Source organism: Halobacillus locisalis (genome assembly GCF_013694105.1).
GTDB lineage: Bacteria > Bacillota > Bacilli > Bacillales > Halobacillaceae > Halobacillus > Halobacillus locisalis.
This window is the reverse complement of record NZ_JACEFG010000004.1, coordinates 1-16,218: the sequence shown is the minus strand read 5'-3', so window position 1 is coordinate 16,218 and position 16,218 is coordinate 1. Positions and strand designations below refer to the sequence as shown.

Annotated in this window: 16 protein-coding genes, 10 tRNA genes and 1 rRNA gene; 4 read left to right on the top strand and 23 right to left on the bottom strand. The window is 44.6% G+C overall.

Features of this window, described 5'->3' with window-relative positions; translation table 11 throughout:
* Positions 1–182: 182 nt before the first annotated feature.
* The 3 genes from arsC to H0266_RS16955 are packed head-to-tail and all read right to left on the bottom strand — an operon-like array spanning position 183 to position 2,278.
* A complete protein-coding gene (gene arsC / locus H0266_RS16965) occupies positions 183–605 on the bottom strand; it encodes an arsenate reductase (thioredoxin) (RefSeq protein WP_181473643.1) in 423 nt (140 codons plus the stop codon).
* Between the two features lie 19 nt (positions 606–624).
* Positions 625–1,920 (bottom strand): arsenic transporter, encoded by a 1,296-nt coding sequence (locus tag H0266_RS16960; RefSeq protein WP_181473642.1) that lies wholly within the window; start codon positions 1,918–1,920, stop codon positions 625–627.
* Positions 1,921–1,930: 10 nt separating this feature from the next.
* Entirely contained in the window at positions 1,931–2,278 is a 348-nt protein-coding gene (locus H0266_RS16955) for an ArsR/SmtB family transcription factor (RefSeq protein ID WP_181473641.1), read from the bottom strand.
* 144 nt (positions 2,279–2,422) lie between these two features.
* On the opposite strand from H0266_RS16955, the gene H0266_RS16950 reads away from it, so the two are divergent.
* From H0266_RS16950 to H0266_RS16940, 3 genes are all read left to right on the top strand, one after another.
* Positions 2,423–2,740 carry an ArsR/SmtB family transcription factor gene (locus H0266_RS16950; protein WP_181473640.1) on the top strand — a complete coding sequence of 106 codons (318 nt, stop codon included), beginning with the start codon at positions 2,423–2,425 and terminating at the stop codon, positions 2,738–2,740.
* A gap of 65 nt (positions 2,741–2,805) precedes the next feature.
* Positions 2,806–3,675 carry a permease gene (locus H0266_RS16945; RefSeq protein ID WP_343063342.1) on the top strand — a complete coding sequence of 290 codons (870 nt, stop codon included), beginning with the start codon at positions 2,806–2,808 and terminating at the stop codon, positions 3,673–3,675.
* A gap of 185 nt (positions 3,676–3,860) precedes the next feature.
* Complete coding sequence (locus H0266_RS16940; protein ID WP_181473638.1) at positions 3,861–4,142, top strand: phospholipase; 282 nt, start codon at positions 3,861–3,863, stop codon at positions 4,140–4,142.
* 92 nt (positions 4,143–4,234) lie between these two features.
* Here H0266_RS16940 and H0266_RS16935 read toward each other — a convergent pair whose 3' ends face one another.
* From H0266_RS16935 to sigW, 8 genes are all read right to left on the bottom strand, one after another.
* Positions 4,235–4,990, bottom strand: a complete 756-nt coding sequence (locus tag H0266_RS16935) for a hypothetical protein (protein ID WP_181473637.1) — start codon at positions 4,988–4,990, stop codon at positions 4,235–4,237.
* Positions 4,983–5,696, bottom strand: coding sequence for a hypothetical protein (locus H0266_RS16930; RefSeq protein ID WP_181473636.1), 714 nt, complete (start codon positions 5,694–5,696; stop codon positions 4,983–4,985). Before H0266_RS16930 ends, H0266_RS16935 begins: the two co-directional genes overlap by 8 nt.
* 76 nt (positions 5,697–5,772) lie before the next feature.
* Positions 5,773–7,575, bottom strand: a complete 1,803-nt coding sequence (glmS, locus tag H0266_RS16925) for a glutamine--fructose-6-phosphate transaminase (isomerizing) (protein ID WP_181473635.1) — start codon at positions 7,573–7,575, stop codon at positions 5,773–5,775.
* Between the two features lie 492 nt (positions 7,576–8,067).
* On the bottom strand, positions 8,068–9,420 hold the full coding sequence (gene glmM / locus H0266_RS16920) for a phosphoglucosamine mutase (RefSeq protein ID WP_181473634.1): 1,353 nt from the start codon (positions 9,418–9,420) through the stop codon (positions 8,068–8,070).
* 65 nt (positions 9,421–9,485) lie between these two features.
* On the bottom strand, positions 9,486–10,496 hold the full coding sequence (locus tag H0266_RS16915; RefSeq protein WP_181473633.1) for a CdaR family protein: 1,011 nt from the start codon (positions 10,494–10,496) through the stop codon (positions 9,486–9,488).
* Positions 10,489–11,301 (bottom strand): diadenylate cyclase CdaA, encoded by an 813-nt coding sequence (cdaA, locus tag H0266_RS16910; protein ID WP_181473632.1) that lies wholly within the window; start codon positions 11,299–11,301, stop codon positions 10,489–10,491. Before cdaA ends, H0266_RS16915 begins: the two co-directional genes overlap by 8 nt.
* A gap of 754 nt (positions 11,302–12,055) precedes the next feature.
* Positions 12,056–12,712 carry an anti-sigma factor family protein gene (locus H0266_RS16905; RefSeq protein WP_181473631.1) on the bottom strand — a complete coding sequence of 219 codons (657 nt, stop codon included), beginning with the start codon at positions 12,710–12,712 and terminating at the stop codon, positions 12,056–12,058.
* Between the two features lie 15 nt (positions 12,713–12,727).
* Entirely contained in the window at positions 12,728–13,291 is a 564-nt protein-coding gene (gene sigW / locus H0266_RS16900) for an RNA polymerase sigma factor SigW (RefSeq protein ID WP_181473630.1), read from the bottom strand.
* Positions 13,292–13,440: 149 nt separating this feature from the next.
* Between sigW and H0266_RS16895 the strand changes: the two genes are divergently transcribed.
* Positions 13,441–13,614 (top strand): aspartyl-phosphate phosphatase Spo0E family protein, encoded by a 174-nt coding sequence (locus H0266_RS16895; protein ID WP_181473629.1) that lies wholly within the window; start codon positions 13,441–13,443, stop codon positions 13,612–13,614.
* A gap of 75 nt (positions 13,615–13,689) precedes the next feature.
* Here H0266_RS16895 and rocF read toward each other — a convergent pair whose 3' ends face one another.
* The 12 genes from rocF to rrf all read right to left on the bottom strand — a co-directional run bounded on the left by rocF (position 13,690) and on the right by rrf (position 16,207).
* Positions 13,690–14,592: an arginase gene (gene rocF, locus H0266_RS16890; protein WP_181473628.1), complete on the bottom strand. Its 903-nt coding sequence runs from the start codon at positions 14,590–14,592 to the stop codon at positions 13,690–13,692.
* A gap of 373 nt (positions 14,593–14,965) precedes the next feature.
* Positions 14,966–15,041: transfer RNA gene (locus H0266_RS16885), tRNA-Ala, on the bottom strand.
* Positions 15,042–15,049: 8 nt separating this feature from the next.
* Positions 15,050–15,124 (bottom strand) — tRNA-Gly (locus tag H0266_RS16880).
* A 19-nt stretch (positions 15,125–15,143) separates the two neighbouring features.
* Positions 15,144–15,216, bottom strand: a tRNA-Lys gene (locus H0266_RS16875).
* 111 nt (positions 15,217–15,327) lie between these two features.
* Positions 15,328–15,402, bottom strand: a tRNA-Gln gene (locus H0266_RS16870).
* Between the two features lie 115 nt (positions 15,403–15,517).
* Positions 15,518–15,603 (bottom strand) — tRNA-Tyr (locus tag H0266_RS16865).
* Positions 15,604–15,624: 21 nt separating this feature from the next.
* Positions 15,625–15,700, bottom strand: a tRNA-Thr gene (locus H0266_RS16860).
* Between the two features lie 17 nt (positions 15,701–15,717).
* Positions 15,718–15,793 (bottom strand) — tRNA-Val (locus tag H0266_RS16855).
* A 12-nt stretch (positions 15,794–15,805) separates the two neighbouring features.
* Positions 15,806–15,880, bottom strand: a tRNA-Glu gene (locus tag H0266_RS16850).
* Positions 15,881–15,900: 20 nt separating this feature from the next.
* Positions 15,901–15,972 (bottom strand) — tRNA-Thr (locus H0266_RS16845).
* 3 nt (positions 15,973–15,975) lie between these two features.
* A tRNA-Asn gene (locus H0266_RS16840) sits at positions 15,976–16,050 on the bottom strand.
* A 43-nt stretch (positions 16,051–16,093) separates the two neighbouring features.
* Positions 16,094–16,207: ribosomal RNA gene (rrf, locus tag H0266_RS16835) — 5S ribosomal RNA — on the bottom strand.
* Between the last annotated feature and the right edge of the window lie 11 nt (positions 16,208–16,218).

Genomic DNA, 16,218 nt, shown 5'->3' with positions numbered 1-16,218 from the left:
GGATAAGGTTTCATCACGTATAGATGACATTCTTCATTAACATTGTCGAATCCTCGAGTATCTTTGTCGAAATCTTTAATTACAGTGTCGAATTCTTCAATGTCTCTGATGATATCTAAAATAGCGTTGTCGAATTCTCGAATAACGCAAAAAGAAGCCGGGAGCGTGTCCCGACTTCTCTATTAGGCCTCTTCTTCCGCAAACTTCTTGATGCGCGCTTCGATCTCATCACGCACACGTTGGAAGACGGCCCACTTCTCTTCCTCTGTACCTTCTGCTCTCGCTGGATCATCGAATCCCCAGTGATAACGCGTCACGTGTGCAGGCGTCATCGGGCATTTGTCATTGGCATCCCCGCAAAGCGTAATCGCATACGCCGCATTGTTCAAAATCTCATTATCGATCATATCCGATTGTTGATCGCTGATATCGACATCCACTTCGTTCATCGCTTTGACGGCTTTCGGGTTCAATCCGTGTGCTTCGATCCCTGCCGAAAGCACCTCGTATTTGTCACCTAGATATTTTTTGCCGAACCCTTCTGCCATCTGGCTGCGACAAGAGTTTCCTGTACATAAGAAATAAATGACTGGTTTGTTAGACATGTTGCATGCACTCCTTTTATTAAATAATAAGTAACCAAATATAGAGACCGACTAATGTAATGAACAATGTCGGCACGGTTAAGATGATTCCGACCTTGAAGTAGTATCCCCACGATATGCGGAAGCCTTTCATGGATAGAACGTGGAGCCACAATAGCGTGGCGAGTGAGCCGATCGGTGTGATTTTCGGACCAAGGTCAGATCCGATCACGTTCGCGTAAATAAGCGCCTCTCTCATCGTGCCGGTTGTGTTCGTTTCGGCAATCGCGAGCGCATCAATCATGACTGTCGGCATATTGTTCATGATCGACGATAAAATCGCTGCAATGAAGCCCATCGAAATCGTTCCGACGAATAACCCTTGATCAGCCGCTCCTTGAATGACGCCTGCTAAGACATCGGTTAAGCCGACGTTACGAAGGCCGTAGACCACGACATACATCCCGACAGAGAAGAAGACAATCGCCCAAGGTGCTCCTTTTACGACATCCGCCGTCTTCACCGCTTCGCTTCGTCTTGCCATCATCAAGAAGAAGATCGCGACGATTCCTGCGATAATCGATACCGGGATCCCTAATGGTTCACTGGCAAAATAGCCGACGAGCAGCACCGCAAGAACGCCCCATGACATACGGAACATCTTCCCGTCCTGAATCGCCTCTTTCGGCTTTTTCAGTTGAGATAAATCGTAATCTTCTGGAATACTCTTTCGGAAAAACAGGAACAACACGAGCATACTTGCGCCGAGGGAGAAGAAGTTCGGTACAATCATGCGTGAAGCATACTCGATAAATCCGATATCAAAAAAGTCCGCAGACACGATATTTACTAAGTTACTGACGACGAGTGGAAGGGAGGTCGTATCCGCGATGAACCCGCTTGCCATAATGAACGGCAGAATCATCGCTTCTTTGAAGTTCAAGTTCCGGACCATCGCGAGTACAATCGGCGTTAAGATCAGCGCCGCTCCGTCATTCGCGAACAAGGCAGCGACGACGGCTCCAAGCAGCGTGACATAAATGAACATCCGCTTCCCGTTCCCCTTCGCTACACGGGCCATGTGGAGAGCGGCCCACTCGAAGAAGCCAATCTCATCCAGTATTAAAGAAATAATAATGATGGCAACAAAAGCAAGGGTCGCATTCCATACGATATCCGTAACGGCAAGAACATCCTGAAAGTCGACGACCCCTGCGAGTAATGCAAGAATCGCCCCACCACAGGCAGACCAGCCAATCCCAAGATTTTTAGGCTGCCAAATGACAAGGACTAATGTAAGTATAAAAATAAGTGTAGCAACGATAGCTAAATTCAATACAATCCTCCTACGAATCACACTGGATACGTAATCCTTCTTTCTCCAATGCAACTAATTTCTCTTTTTGGTCTGGAATCTGCTCCAATACGTGCTCAACCATCGAATAGGCCACATGTTCCGTATTCAAGGAGTAAAAGATCCACTGTCCATTCCGGCGCTCTTTCACTAAACCAGCATCACGTAACTTGCGCAAATGCTGACTCACGGAAGGCTGGCTCATCTGCAGTACTTCTACAAACTCACACACACAGCATTCACCGCTTTTCACCATGCCGAGAATCGTCAACCGTGTTTTATCTCCCATCAGCTTCAATACTTGAGCGGCTGACTCTAATTCAATTATTGTTTTCTCCATCTTCTCACCTCGCCTTGATCATTATATAAGCATATACTTATATATGCAATTGTATATTTGTAAAAAATTAAATTTACTTGCTTTTCATTTATTTCCCATATAAAATACAATTAATCAAACATTTTTGATGAAAGGAGCATCATCATGAAAGAAATGCCTGTAAAGGATATATCTTTAAACACTACCTTCCAGTCGTATCAAAAGAAATTCAAAGCATTAGCGGATGAGCGACGTTTGCAGATCATGTATGAGATCACTCAAGCAGGTGAAGTATGTGTCTGTGACTTATCAGAGACAATGGACCTCCCACAGTCTAAACTATCTTACCACTTACGAATCTTACTCGATGCACAGATGATCCTGAAAGAAACACGTGGTACATGGAGTTATTACACGTTAAACGATGAGCAAGTCAATCACATCTTATCTGAAGAACTTTGCTGTTTGTTCAGAAGTGACTAATTTTTTTACGCAATTAATCAATTTTTTTTGATTAATAAATCAACTTTTCTTGATTAAGGAGGATCATCATGTTTGATATTTTACAAAGTTTTTATAGGATCGCCTTGGAACTTACCGTACTCTTTATTGGTGTTTCGTTTCTTATTAATCTTTTCCAAGGTCTTATTCCTTACAAAAAAATAGAGGCGATTTTAGAGAACAGTCCTTCCTACATAAGTGCGTTGTTTGCTGTTCTCTTTGCCTTTATTACACCATTCTGTTCATGTTCGACCATCCCCATTGTCGTGAATCTATTACGAAATCACGTTCGATTTTCTATTGTGATGATCTTTTTATTTGCTTCCCCCGTCCTTGACCTCACGATTCTTACTCTCATGACTTACTTACTAGGGTGGAAGGTGAGCGTAATCTACACCTTAACCACTACATTTCTTTCTATACTTATCGGCTTTTCTTTACATGCGTTAGGATTCGAGTCTCAATTAAAAAACGTCTACGTCGAACATACCTCGCAGTCACCTGAGAAAAAATTCGATCTTCGTTTTGCGGTAAAGGAGACGTTTTCCTTAATGAGAAGTGTCTATCCTTACTTGATTATCGGAGCCGGAATCGGGGCTGTCATTCATGGAGTTGTGCCAGCCGATTGGATTGCCCAGTACTTAGGGGGAGACACGTGGTGGCTTGTCCCCATTGCCGCTATCATAGGTATTCCTTTATACATCCGTTTGTCCACCATGATTCCCATTTCCCATATGCTGATGGCCAAAGGTATGGCTTTAGGACCGATGATGGCTTTGATGATCAGCTCTGCCGGAGCAAGTTTGCCAGAAATTACACTCCTTCATAGCATCTTCAAAAAGAAACTTGTTGTTGCTTTCATTGTCTCTGTTCTATCCATGTCCTCTATTTCCGGGTTGCTCTTTTACTTCATTTAAGGAGGTGAGAATATGAACTGGCTACAACAATTACTTCGTCCGACTAAAAGAGAGAACTGCTGCAAAGTCGTGATTAAAGAAGAAAAGGCTACCGCGCAAAAATGTTGTAGCGGCAAATAACTATACGCCCTCCCTCTCCCTTTCATAAGATACTATAATCTTAGATTGAAAAGGGAGGGTGGACAATGAAGGACGACCGCTTCCTACCGAGATTCTGTCTTTTTCCCGGCTATAAATACTGCGGACCAGGGTGTAGTGGACCTGGTGAGCCATTAAACGCTGTCGATGCTGCCTGCAAGAGGCATGATGAATGCTATCGTTATTATGGGGATTACTGCGCCTGTGACCTTGCTTTTCTCCAAGAGTTAGAACGGTTGCAAAACCCCTACACGATTGAGGGGCGTCATGCACGTAAGATGTACAATTACATGAGGTTTCAAAGGTTATTTACGTGTGGTTTCAGATGATCCGTGTAGTCTGCTCTAGCTATAAGACATCTTTTCATAAACTAATAGAGGGGAAAGGCAACATTACACCCTTCCCCTCTATTCATAATTCATCACGACGTTTCATCCACAGGAACCTCGATATCGCTCGGGTTGATTAGAATCATATGTTCCAACCTTTCTCCACCACTATAACTTGAGCCGTTGACCGATTTAGAAGGGAAAATATTCTCCTCTTCTGAATTAAGCGGCCTCCACCCAAACCTTACATAGGGATGATGAGACATTGACGAAAACAAACCACCGTTATCCTGATTGATATTTCTGAATGACTCCATCAAATGAGACCATCCTTCTGGTAGTGGCAACACTCCATACGATTGATCGGCTACTGTAACACTTTTCTTCATTTGAACACCAGGTTGATAGGTTTCGTTCACACTATTTGTAATATGGTATCCTCGTTCACGCATCAGATAAAAGTCGATTTCCTCGACCGCATCATCCGGGTGTATATTCCAGAAGACATGATAGGAAGAGGGATCGCCTTCCTCCACCTTCCACAGCATCGGGTCTCCAACCATCGAAATATTGCGAGCCTTCCACTCATTTCGACTCCAAACCCAGAGGCTTACTCCGTAGTTAGCGTAATCCGTGATAAAAGGAACAAACCGCTTACGTTCACTGACCTCGATCACGTCTTGAATCTGACTGGCGTGGGCATCTGCGAAGACTTGATTGATTCCTTCCACCGCTTCCGCCTGCTTTGGAAAAGAAGAGGGGGAAGAAAAGAACCACCAATAGACAAAGACAGTAGCGGCTATGACGAAAGCTCCGAATCCAAACCAGAGCCGCTTTTTCTTATTCATCCAATTCCCCCACCAAAACAGACTGTTCTGTACGATAATAGTACTGCTCTTGCATGGTTGTAATCAATAGACCTTTTCCATCTTCTTCGATATAAACCTGACTGTCAGCTCCGCTCCCCCACTTCGAATCAGCATCTTTCAATAAATACGGAAAGCGCTCATCTCGTTTATTCGGGTCTTCCCAGAGGTCACCTTCTTTATACCACTGCACACTGTTTACAGCCTTCTGATTCCATTTGGACAAATCCTCCAACGCCTCATCCCGCAAAGCAACCTCTTTCGCGGATGGATGGGATGGGACAACCGAAGCTTCTGTCACATCAGCTAGATACGTAGATGGTTGGTCGGGAGGATAAACGAGATCTTGCCCATAAACAGAAAGCAAGCTCGTCGCTAAGAAAAGGAAATTCGACCAAAAGCCGAGCCACGCAAATCGCCTATAGGCAGGCCACTTCGCTTCTTTATTTTTTAAGGCCGCGTACACGATCCAAACCCCAAGCGGTAAGATGGGAAAACGCATAACGGTACTATCCATCAGCCAACTAAATGAAAAAGAGAATACACCTATAAACAGGACAATAAATGCCTTCCATCGTGTTGGATTAATCTCTTGCTTTATGTATAGAAAATGAGCGATGACAAGGATGACTCCCCACGCGAAAATACTGAAAAGGGTAGGGATCAATTCAAACTGAAGATTCCACACTTCAAACAACCTCCTGATTAAAACATTTGTATGTAAAAAAACGCTTGAACCTTGTGTAGGTTCAAGCGTGTCTATTTTACTCTACCGTAACACTCTTCGCAAGGTTACGAGGCTTATCAACATCACAATCACGGTGAAGCGCTGCATAGTAAGAAATCAGCTGCATAGGTAGAACTGATACAAGTGGAGTCAGTAACTCATGCACTTGAGGGATGACAAACGCATCGCCTTCTTTATCGAGCCCTTTCATACTGATGATCATGCTGTTCGCTCCACGTGCTTCAACTTCTTGCACGTTTCCGCGGATGGAGTAGTTGACGTTCTCTTGTGTCGCAAGCGCGATCACAGGTGTGCCTTCTTCGATCAAAGCGATGGTACCGTGCTTCAGTTCTCCTCCAGCAAAGCCTTCTGCTTGAATGTAGGAGATTTCTTTCAACTTCAAGGAACCTTCAAGGCCAACATAGTAGTCAGTACCTCGGCCGATGAAGAAACAGTTACGCGTTGTCTGCAAGTACTCGCGCGCTAGGTCTTCGAATTTCTCTTTCTGATCCGCTAGGGCTTCCATCGTGTTCGCTACGATACCAAGCTCTTGCATCGGATCGAAATCAAGTTCGATGCCCTTCGCACGTGCCGTATCAACCGCCAAGATAGCCAGTACGGCCATTTGTGCTGTGTACGCTTTTGTTGAAGCTACAGCGATTTCTGGACCCGCGTGCAAGTGCAACGTGTAGTCCGCTTCCCGGGAAAGGGTAGATCCTGGCACGTTTGTAACCGTCAGTGCCGGGTGACCTAATTCTTTTGTTTGAACAAGTACGGAACGACTGTCCGCTGTTTCACCACTTTGAGAAATGAAAACGAACAATGGATTCTCTGAAAGGAGTGGCATGTTATAAGAGAATTCACTAGCTACATGGACCTCAACTGGAATGTTCGCCAATTTCTCGATGAACTGCTTACCCAGGAGACCGGCGTGGTAGCTGGTACCTGCTGCAATGATGTAGATGCGATCGCACGCTTTCATTGCGGCACGCACATCAGCATCAAGTTTGATGTTGTCATTCTCATCCTGGTACTCCTGAATGATTTTACGAATAACAAACGGTTGCTCATCGATTTCTTTCAACATGAAGTGAGGGTACGTACCCTTCTCGATATCAGAAGAATCAATTTCAGCTGTGAATGGTTCACGAGATACTTTTGTACCGTCCAGCTTCTGAATTTCCACACCGTCACGGCGAACGATCACCGTTTCTTTATCCATCAATTCAAGGAACTGATCTGTTACGTGAAGCGCCGCCATGGAGTCTGATGCAACCATATTGAAGTCATCACCAAGGCCGACCAATAGGGGACTCTTGTTTTTCGCAACGTAGATTGTGTCTTCATTCTCAGCATCCAGCAAAGCGATTGCATAAGAACCTGTCAGTAGTTCAACCGCTTTACGGAAAGCAGCCGCTACGTCGTTCATATCGTTGTGCAATACTTCGATCAATTGAACGATGATTTCTGTATCTGTGTCACTCTTCAACTCGACGTTCTCCAAGTACTCATCACGTACATCAACGTAGTTCTCAATTACACCGTTATGAACGATTGTGAAACGGCCAGATGTACTTTGGTGAGGGTGTGCATTCAATTCACTAGGTACTCCGTGAGTCGCCCAACGCGTATGTCCGATACCTTGAGTGGATTTAATACTCTCGTCAACCGCTTCGCGCAATGTTGCGATACGTCCTTTGACTTTAGATACGTTGACACCCTTGTCATTCAAGGTCGCGATTCCCGCTGAGTCATACCCTCTATATTCAAGTTTTTCCAATCCAGTTAATAAAATGTCCTTCGTATCCTGCTGTCCGATATATCCTACAATTCCACACATAAGTGTTGTCCTCCTCTATCTCTAAGAGACAGGGCAACGAAAAGCAATTGATATTCAGGGGCTTTTCGTTGCCCCTCTCCCGAAAAAATTCTATTTGTCACTTGGTTCACATCATTTGGTCAAAGAGTCGCCTCTTCGGTTTAATATGTGAACATACGGTTGAAGTGGAACAACCGGGAGGCATCCGCCGAACGCTCGATGAACCTCCTCCTCGTCAACTGTGCATCATTCGTCAACACAGTCCTGGCGCTTTATCATATACCTTTCTACTCCGTCCCTCTCTTTCCATTCTATAATAAACCCTTTTATGACATTGCCTGAATTCTATTCCATTAAACGTATTCCGACAATATTTTCAAGGACAGCCTCTATTTTACCTGAGTCTTGAGTGGCCGGTCAACAAAAATTCTACCCGTCATAAAACTGTAAGCCACCTGTAATAAAATATGCGCAAGGAACTGCTGTTGTGCCCCTTGCGCGTTTTACTCTATATTATTGTTCTTTCATCCCTAGTTCTTCTTGTACGACGGTAACGACTTTGTCACAGTACTCTTCGCACTGTTCTTCCGTCGGTGCTTCCACCATGATGCGAACAAGGGGCTCCGTGCCAGAAGGACGTACGAGTACACGACCGCTATCGCCCATCTCTTCTTCCACCGCTTGAATCGCTTCTTGAATGCGTGGGTGTGTTTGGACTTGCTGCTTATCAATGACACGAACGTTCTTCAGCACTTGTGGGAACTTTTCCATTTCTCCTGCAAGTTCAGAAAGAGGCTTACCTGTTTCTTTCATGACGTTCACTAATTGCAAAGCAGTCAATAGCCCATCACCTGTTGTGTTGTGTTCTAAGAAGATGATATGACCGGATTGTTCGCCACCAAGATTGTAATTCCCGCGACGCATCTCTTCCATCACGTAACGGTCACCCACAGCCGTTTTATCACTCTTCATGCCTTTCGCTTCGATCGCTTTATAAAAACCAAGGTTACTCATCACTGTCGATACGACTGTAGAATGATTCAATGTTCCATTTTCGTTCATATGCTTTGCGCAGACGTACATGATGCGGTCCCCGTCAACAAGGTTACCTTTTTCATCTACGGCAATCAGACGGTCTCCGTCTCCGTCAAAAGCAAGGCCGATATGAGCGTTCTTCTCTTGAACGACCTTCTGCAAGGCTTCTGGGTGAGTCGAGCCACACTCTTTATTGATGTTCAATCCATCAGGCGATGATCCGATTGAAGTAATATCCGCTTCCAAGTCAGCAAATAGATGTGAAGCAAGTGATGACGTTGCTCCGTGAGCACAATCAAGAGCGATATGCAGACCTTCAAAATCATAATCCACCGTCTGTTTCAAGTGTTGCAAATATTTCTGACCGCCTTCGAAGTAGTCATTGATTTGGCCGAGATCAGCTCCAGATGGACGTGGTAAAGTATCTTCTTCTCCATCGATCAATGCTTCGATTTCCTTTTCTTGAGCATCTGTCAGCTTGAAGCCATCTGGCCCGAAGAATTTAATGCCGTTATCCTCGACGGGGTTATGAGAAGCAGAAATCATAATTCCCGCTTCAGCTTCCAACGCTTTTGTCAGGAATGCGACACCTGGTGTTGAAATGACGCCAAGACGCATCACTTCAGCCCCAATTGATAGCAACCCTGATGCCAAAGCCCCTTCAAGCATTTCTCCTGAGATTCGTGTATCACGACCGATTAGAATCTTTGGTCTCTTTACCTCTTTTGTTAAAACGTATCCGCCATATCGGCCTAGTTTAAACGCTAGTTCTGGTGTTAGTTCTTTATTGGCGACTCCGCGGACGCCATCAGTTCCAAAATATTTACCCATGTGTTGTGTCCAACCTCTCTTTCCAATCTATGCTTGTGCGATGATGCAAACGTAAATGCTTCATCTTATGAAGAAGTGCCTTCTGGTGACTCTTCTGTAGACGCTTCACCTTCTTCACCGACTTGATCAACATCAATCATTACTTTAATGGTTTTGGGATCGACTTTCGTTACGCCTTGAGGAACAGGGAGATCGACGTCAATCGTCTGATCTTCCGTAATTTCTGTAATGTCGACTTCCACTTCTGATAGTGCTTCTATCTCGGCAAGTACCTCTTCTGGTCCATAGAGGGTCACTTGCTGCGTCTCTGTCGATAATCCATTGACGATAATTCCCTCAGGTGCGCCGCCGATAGCGGTGAGTTGAACAGGAACTTGCTTCGATCGTTCAACCACAGGGACCGTGACCTCAACCGCATTCGGGTCGACCAGCACATTCAGCTCGTTCCCTTGATTGTCATATACTTTCACAGGTGCTTCTTGATTTTCAATGGTTTCTGCCGCTGCTCCTACATCAATAATCGCTTTAACAGAAGCCACTCGATCCACGGCAGATTCTGAACCTGTAATCTGCACTTCTGCTGGGCTTGCTTCCGCTTCGCCGAGCACTAAATCAGATGAAAGTTTGCTTTCATTAATATAATCCACGTTCACCGAAAAGTTTTCACTTACCTTCTCTTCGATCGTCACTTCAATCACTTTCGGTTCAATCGTGACAGCAAGTTGATTCGAAATGCCCGAATGCTGTAAGGATACCTCATGTGTACCCGGTCCATAACCATTCAGGTCAACGAACACTTCGAAGTTTTCTTGGCGTACCACTGGTGTGACCGCAGAAGCGGGTCCTTCAACGGTAACGGATACTTCTTGCGGCAAACCACTTACCACGTATTCTTCACTATCGAAACGAATCTCAAGCGGAACGTTGTCCATGACTTCCATATCCGAAGACGAATCATTGAAAAATAACGAGTCCGAATCCATATTATCATCAACATTTACCGTTACCCACAACAACCCGGCGAGAATCAAAGAAATAATTCGTATGAACCATACGCTTCTAAACCAATTATCCATTCTTTTTCCCCCTCCAGTTCCACGATTTTACCGCAGGGGAAGAGTAATCCAATTCTTTGCGTAGTATCTCTTCCAACTTCACTTGGTCTAAGTCACGATGCAATTCACCGTTTTTCGTACAAGAAATCGCTCCTGTCTCCTCTGAGACAACAATCGTCAGGGCATCGGTAACTTCACTGATCCCCATCGCTGCACGGTGCCTCGTCCCTAACTCTTTCGATATGAAGGGACTCTCTGAGAGTGGAAGATAACAAGCCGCAGCGACAATCTCATCATCCTTAAGTATGACCGCTCCATCGTGAAGAGGTGTGTTCGGAATGAATATGTTTGTCAGTAACTCGCTTGAAAGATGACCTCCTACACGAATGCCTGTTTCCACATAGTCTCCCATTCCGGTATCTCTTTCAATCGTGATCAGAGCCCCGATCCGGCGCTTCGCCATGTATTGACACGACTTAATAATCGCCTGAATCGATTTCTCGGTATCTTCTTCTTCAGCTGTATTCCTACTAAAGAAGCTTCCTCGACCCAGTTGCTCAAGCGCCCTTCTCAACTCTGGCTGGAACAAAATAATGATCGCAAGAAAACCCCACGTAATTGCCTGTGACATCAGCCACCTGAGTGTGGTCAGTCCAAATAAATTACTCAATAACCAGATCCCCAACACAACGAAGATCCCTTTTAATAGCTGGACAGCCTTCGTGCCTTGGATTAGCATGATTAATTTATATACAACAAACCAGACAAGGGCAATATCAACCGTGATTAAGAAATAATCTAATACATCCAATCCCCCATCAAGCATGCATACACTTCCTTTTATATGAAAATAACACGTAATATCAAAATAGTTGAACCTGTATCATTATATCACACTTCGATTTTCCAATATATGAAGAAGGCAACAAATTCCTTCGACACAAAAGGCGACATTGTTCCTTATTCCCCATTATTGTAGTAGTCAGTCATTATCTCCCCCATATCTTGAAGAGCCCGTTTAGAGATGTTTTGGTGATTTCCGTTACCTCATGAAGTTTTCGAAGGTCCGGGAAATGACTCGCTTTCCGTGGGCATGTGCTGAGCTTCCTCAGGCTTCGCCTTGCGGGATCTCACCGGTCATGTACATCCCACAGGAGTCTCGCCATTTCCCGGACCTTCTTGCTTTTATGAGGGGAACGGAAACATCAGATGAGCTGGTTCACCTCAAAAAAAGGGGCTGTGCGGGTATTTTGCTAGCCAACGCACTGTTCATGTAGGAGGTTCGTTCCACTACATTTTGATAGGGGTGGTTTTGAAACAGCGAGACTCCCGCGGGAGAAGGAACCAGGCGAGACCCCACAGGGAGTGTCAACGACAGAGGAGGCTTGCCGGCTCCCCCGCAGGAAAGCGAGTTGTTTCAAAACCAGCCCCTGCTCTTAATCTGGTGACGAACCCTGTACATCCCGGAATCAAGTGTTCAAGGTTACTGCCCGATTCTCGAATAGACATCATTATTACTTATCATAGACTTCTGAATAAAATAAAAAAGACCGTCTTTTAGAAGACGGTCCTGTTCTTACTTATTCATCAGATCCAAACGAGAAGATGTCAGTTACGACTCCCTTTGTCTGATACCAAATCCATTCGTAAATCTCATTCACTTCCGTGAGTTCACCTGTATAGGCTCTCAATGTTGAAGAATCCAATCCATTTTCGATGGATCCTTCTGGTTGGCCATTTACAATATCTCCATTAATGATGGTGACATCTCCGTTGATTTGGCCATCAATTTTCAAGTCGCCATTACGGACCGTCAAATCTCCATTGACGGTGACGCCTTCAGGTACGATGACGATGTCCTCTTTGATCTCCAAGTTCTCCTGTTTGGAAACTGTTACTTGCTGATCTTGATTCCAAGCGGTGGTGATGCCGCTGAACATTAAGATGAAAAATACAGCCGCCGCCGTTAGAATCGGGTGTCTTTGGAAAAGACGGGCGTAATTCTTCCTCTTTTTCTCTTTTGGAAGATTCGCCATCACATTGGCCGTGAAATCGTTCGGCGCAGACGCTGCATTCGTATTCGTAATGAGAGTCGTCGTACGCTTCAGTTCATGAAAATGGGTTTGGCAGGATTGGCAAGCTTGTAAATGATCACGCAGTCGTCTCTCTTCTTCTCTATCTAACTCGCCATCCATGTATTTGTGCATGAGTGCAACAGCTTCTTTATTGCATTTCATTCCCTCTCAACTCCTTTACACATGTCGAAGCCTTTTGCGTAAAGCTTCCCTGCCCCGATGCACTCTGGTCTTTACGGTTCCTACAGGGATGTCTAATATTTCCGCGATTTCTTGGAGAGCCAATTCGTCCAAATAACGCAGAACAATGACGCTACGGTATTTAGGAGGTAACGCCAAAATTTCTCGATGGATGTAGGATTGAAGCTCTAAACTTTCCACTTCTTCCTCAGGTAACGCTTGGTCAGCCGCTAACTGTGAATACATATCTAATCCATCGGTACCTCTAACTTCTGCATCCAGATGATAATCCGGTTTTTTCTTACGGATACGATCAATCGTCAAATTCGTCGCTATTCTGTACAACCACGTTGAAAATTTGCGACGTTCATCGAATGAGTGAATGTTCGTGTAGGCCCGTATGAAAGCTTCTTGTGCTAGGTCCTCTGCTTCGTAAGAGTTTCCAATCATCCGCAGGCATATATGATACACCTTATTTTGATAGAAGGATACGATATCCTCGAATGATGACTGGTCTCCTTTTTTCACTTCTTTTATTTTCTGTTTAATCATGGATTCCATCTGCTATACCTCCGCTATACTTGCGGTCGATATCCTATACGGATGACCTCGCCCTTAGGTTTCAAAAAAAAGATAATTTATTCTAGTTTATTTTCTCCTCATATCGGTTATAAGACATAATATGTAAAATGTAAAGAGGAGGATTATATATGCACCGAGAAGCTTTCTTAGTAAAAGAAATTGAAACTTGTCGAGATGAAATGACCCGTGTTGCATTCACGAACTCCCTCACATCACCAGAAGTACTTCAAGTCAGCGAAAAACTGGATCAGTTGATGAACGAATACGATGGAATCGCCCAAAAAGAATACAGTCATATATAGAATAAGCCAAAAGAATCAGAAACACAAAATAAAACAGTCACTCGACATTATGTCGAGTGACTGTTTTTTAGTTTTCTATTTTAAACTTTCTCCGAACAAGGATCCCATCAGACCGACAGCTACAGTAGCCGTCTTGTTTTTCTCATCCAAAATCGGGTTCACTTCAACGAACTCGGCGGATGTGATCATTCCGGATTGATAAAGCATCTCCATCGCCAAGTGGCTCTCACGATAGCTCAATCCACCAAGAACCGGCGTCCCTACGCCAGGTGCTTCATTTGGATCAAGGCCGTCAAGATCCAAGCTCAAGTGCACGCCATCTGTTCGATCCTTAAGGTAGTCCATGGATTCTTCCATCACTTTGGTCATACCCATGCGATCAACTTCGTGCATCGTATAGACTTTGATTCCTTTTTCTTTAATCAGCACACGCTCTCCTTCATCTAGTGAACGAGCACCGATGATGACAATATTCTCAGGCTTGATTTTGGGTTCGTACCCATGAATGCTTGTCAGTTTTTCATGACCGATTCCTAAACTTACAGCAAGGGGCATGCCATGTATGTTTCCAGATGGAGAACTATCTGCCGTATTCAAATCCCCATGGGCATCGTACCAAATCACACCTAAGTTATCGTAATGCTTAGAAAGACCTGCTAATGTTCCCATGGCAATACTATGATCTCCTCCGAGTACAAGAGGGAATTGTCCTTTCTCAACGACCTGATCGACTTCAGCAGCTAAACGGCTGCTACCTTCTGCAATCTCATTCAAGTTACGTAGATTGTCTAACTTCTCAGGGTTGCTCACTTTCGGACGAGGGATTTCAATATCCCCCAAGTCTTCTATTTCATATTTAAGTTGTTCTAAACGTTCAATCATTCCAGCGTAGCGGATGGCACTTGGTCCCATATCTACGCCTCTTCTCATTTGTCCTAAATCCATAGGAACACCGATTATGGAAAGATGGTTATTCATTCAAGTCTCCTCCTTTATTCGCTATTTCTATTGTATCCGTTTTATTATGAATGACTCAACCGGACATCATCGTGTATATATATACGCTGTCACATGGTATATAAAAGGTTTTCTGCATGTTTACAACCTATAGGAGCGTCGTGGATCATATGTACACAACCAGTAATGGCCTAATTGATAAGTACACGGTAAATTCTGATACCGCTAAAACATACAATTCCTTCTATGCCTCCAAGTTAAACCTTTCTACTAAGAAAGAACAAATACTCATTGCTACGCGATCCGATTTGCCAATGTAAGAATCATGATATAAAAAAAGACATCACATGGATGTCTTTTACCTTATTAAATCATATGTAGTTCAAGTTATGTATGGTGGAGCCTAGCGGGATCGAACCGCTGACCTCCTGCGTGCAAAGCAGGCGCTCTCCCAGCTGAGCTAAGGCCCCGTATCTTATGGAGCGGGAGACGGGATTCGAACCCGCGACCCCCACCTTGGCAAGGTGGTGTTCTACCACTGAACTACTCCCGCAATGGTATAATAATAGAAATGAGCCATGAAGGATTCGAACCTTCGACCCTCTGATTAAAAGTCAGATGCTCTACCAGCTGAGCTAATGGCTCACAATAATAAAAGGTATTTTCTTGATGAATCTCTCATGAATGTAACGTACCCTTTGAGTAGGCATCATAAATTATAGGTTACATATGCATATCATTCAATAATAAAGAAAATGGCTGGGCCAGCTGGATTCGAACCAGCGCATGACGGTACCAAAAACCGTTGCCTTACCGCTTGGCCATGGCCCAACGTTACAAAGTTAGTATAGACATGATCACACTTTTTATTCATGTCGTGATCGGTTTTTTCCATAAAAATAAGCTGATCATAAGCTACCAGCGAATTACTAGGGAAATAAAAAAATGGTGGAGGGAGTAGGACTCGAACCTACGAACCCGATGGGAGCGGATTTACAGTCCGCCGCGTTTGGCCAACTTCGCTATCCCTCCACGTATAAGAAAATCTCTTAGTGGTGCCGGCCAGAGGACTTGAACCCCCAACCTACTGATTACAAATCAGTTGCTCTACCAGTTGAGCTAGGCCGGCGCGTATGAAGTTTTAAATGGTGGAGGATGCAGGGCTCGAACCTGCGACCCCCTGCTTGTAAGGCAGGTGCTCTCCCAGCTGAGCTAATCCTCCGGGATATATAAGTGGTGACCCGTACGGGATTCGAACCCGTGTTACCGCCGTGAAAGGGCGGTGTCTTAACCACTTGACCAACGGGCCAAAAGTACAATATTCTTCAGAGCTTCCAGCCGGACTTGAACCGGCGACCCCTTCCTTACCATGGAAGTGCTCTACCACTGAGCTATGGAAGCAAGTGGCTCCAACGGTAGGATTCGAACCTACGACCGATCGGTTAACAGCCGATTGCTCTACCACTGAGCTACGTTGGAATAATGGATAAATAGTTAGCAACTAAGTAAATAAGGAAGAATGACGTGGCGGCGTCCTACTCTCACGGGGGTAAACCCGACTACCATCGGCGCTGAAGAGCTTAACTGCTGTGTTCGGCATGGGAACAGGTGTGACCTCTTCGCCTTCACCACCACATCATATAAGGT

Excerpts from the sequence above, each read along its gene's own strand:
- arsC (WP_181473643.1), bottom strand. The coding sequence starts at position 605 with ATGTCTAACAAACCAGTCATTTATTTCTTATGTACAGGAAACTCTTGT.
- H0266_RS16955 (WP_181473641.1), bottom strand. The coding sequence starts at position 2,278 with ATGGAGAAAACAATAATTGAATTAGAGTCAGCCGCTCAAGTATTGAAG.
- H0266_RS16950 (WP_181473640.1), top strand. The coding sequence starts at position 2,423 with ATGAAAGAAATGCCTGTAAAGGATATATCTTTAAACACTACCTTCCAG.
- H0266_RS16940 (WP_181473638.1), top strand. The coding sequence starts at position 3,861 with ATGAAGGACGACCGCTTCCTACCGAGATTCTGTCTTTTTCCCGGCTAT.
- H0266_RS16935 (WP_181473637.1), bottom strand. The coding sequence starts at position 4,990 with ATGAATAAGAAAAAGCGGCTCTGGTTTGGATTCGGAGCTTTCGTCATA.
- glmS (WP_181473635.1), bottom strand. The coding sequence starts at position 7,575 with ATGTGTGGAATTGTAGGATATATCGGACAGCAGGATACGAAGGACATT.
- glmM (WP_181473634.1), bottom strand. The coding sequence starts at position 9,420 with ATGGGTAAATATTTTGGAACTGATGGCGTCCGCGGAGTCGCCAATAAA.
- H0266_RS16915 (WP_181473633.1), bottom strand. The coding sequence starts at position 10,496 with ATGGATAATTGGTTTAGAAGCGTATGGTTCATACGAATTATTTCTTTG.
- cdaA (WP_181473632.1), bottom strand. The coding sequence starts at position 11,301 with ATGCTTGATGGGGGATTGGATGTATTAGATTATTTCTTAATCACGGTT.
- H0266_RS16905 (WP_181473631.1), bottom strand. The coding sequence starts at position 12,712 with ATGAAATGCAATAAAGAAGCTGTTGCACTCATGCACAAATACATGGAT.
- sigW (WP_181473630.1), bottom strand. The coding sequence starts at position 13,291 with ATGGAATCCATGATTAAACAGAAAATAAAAGAAGTGAAAAAAGGAGAC.
- H0266_RS16895 (WP_181473629.1), top strand. The coding sequence starts at position 13,441 with ATGCACCGAGAAGCTTTCTTAGTAAAAGAAATTGAAACTTGTCGAGAT.
- rocF (WP_181473628.1), bottom strand. The coding sequence starts at position 14,592 with ATGAATAACCATCTTTCCATAATCGGTGTTCCTATGGATTTAGGACAA.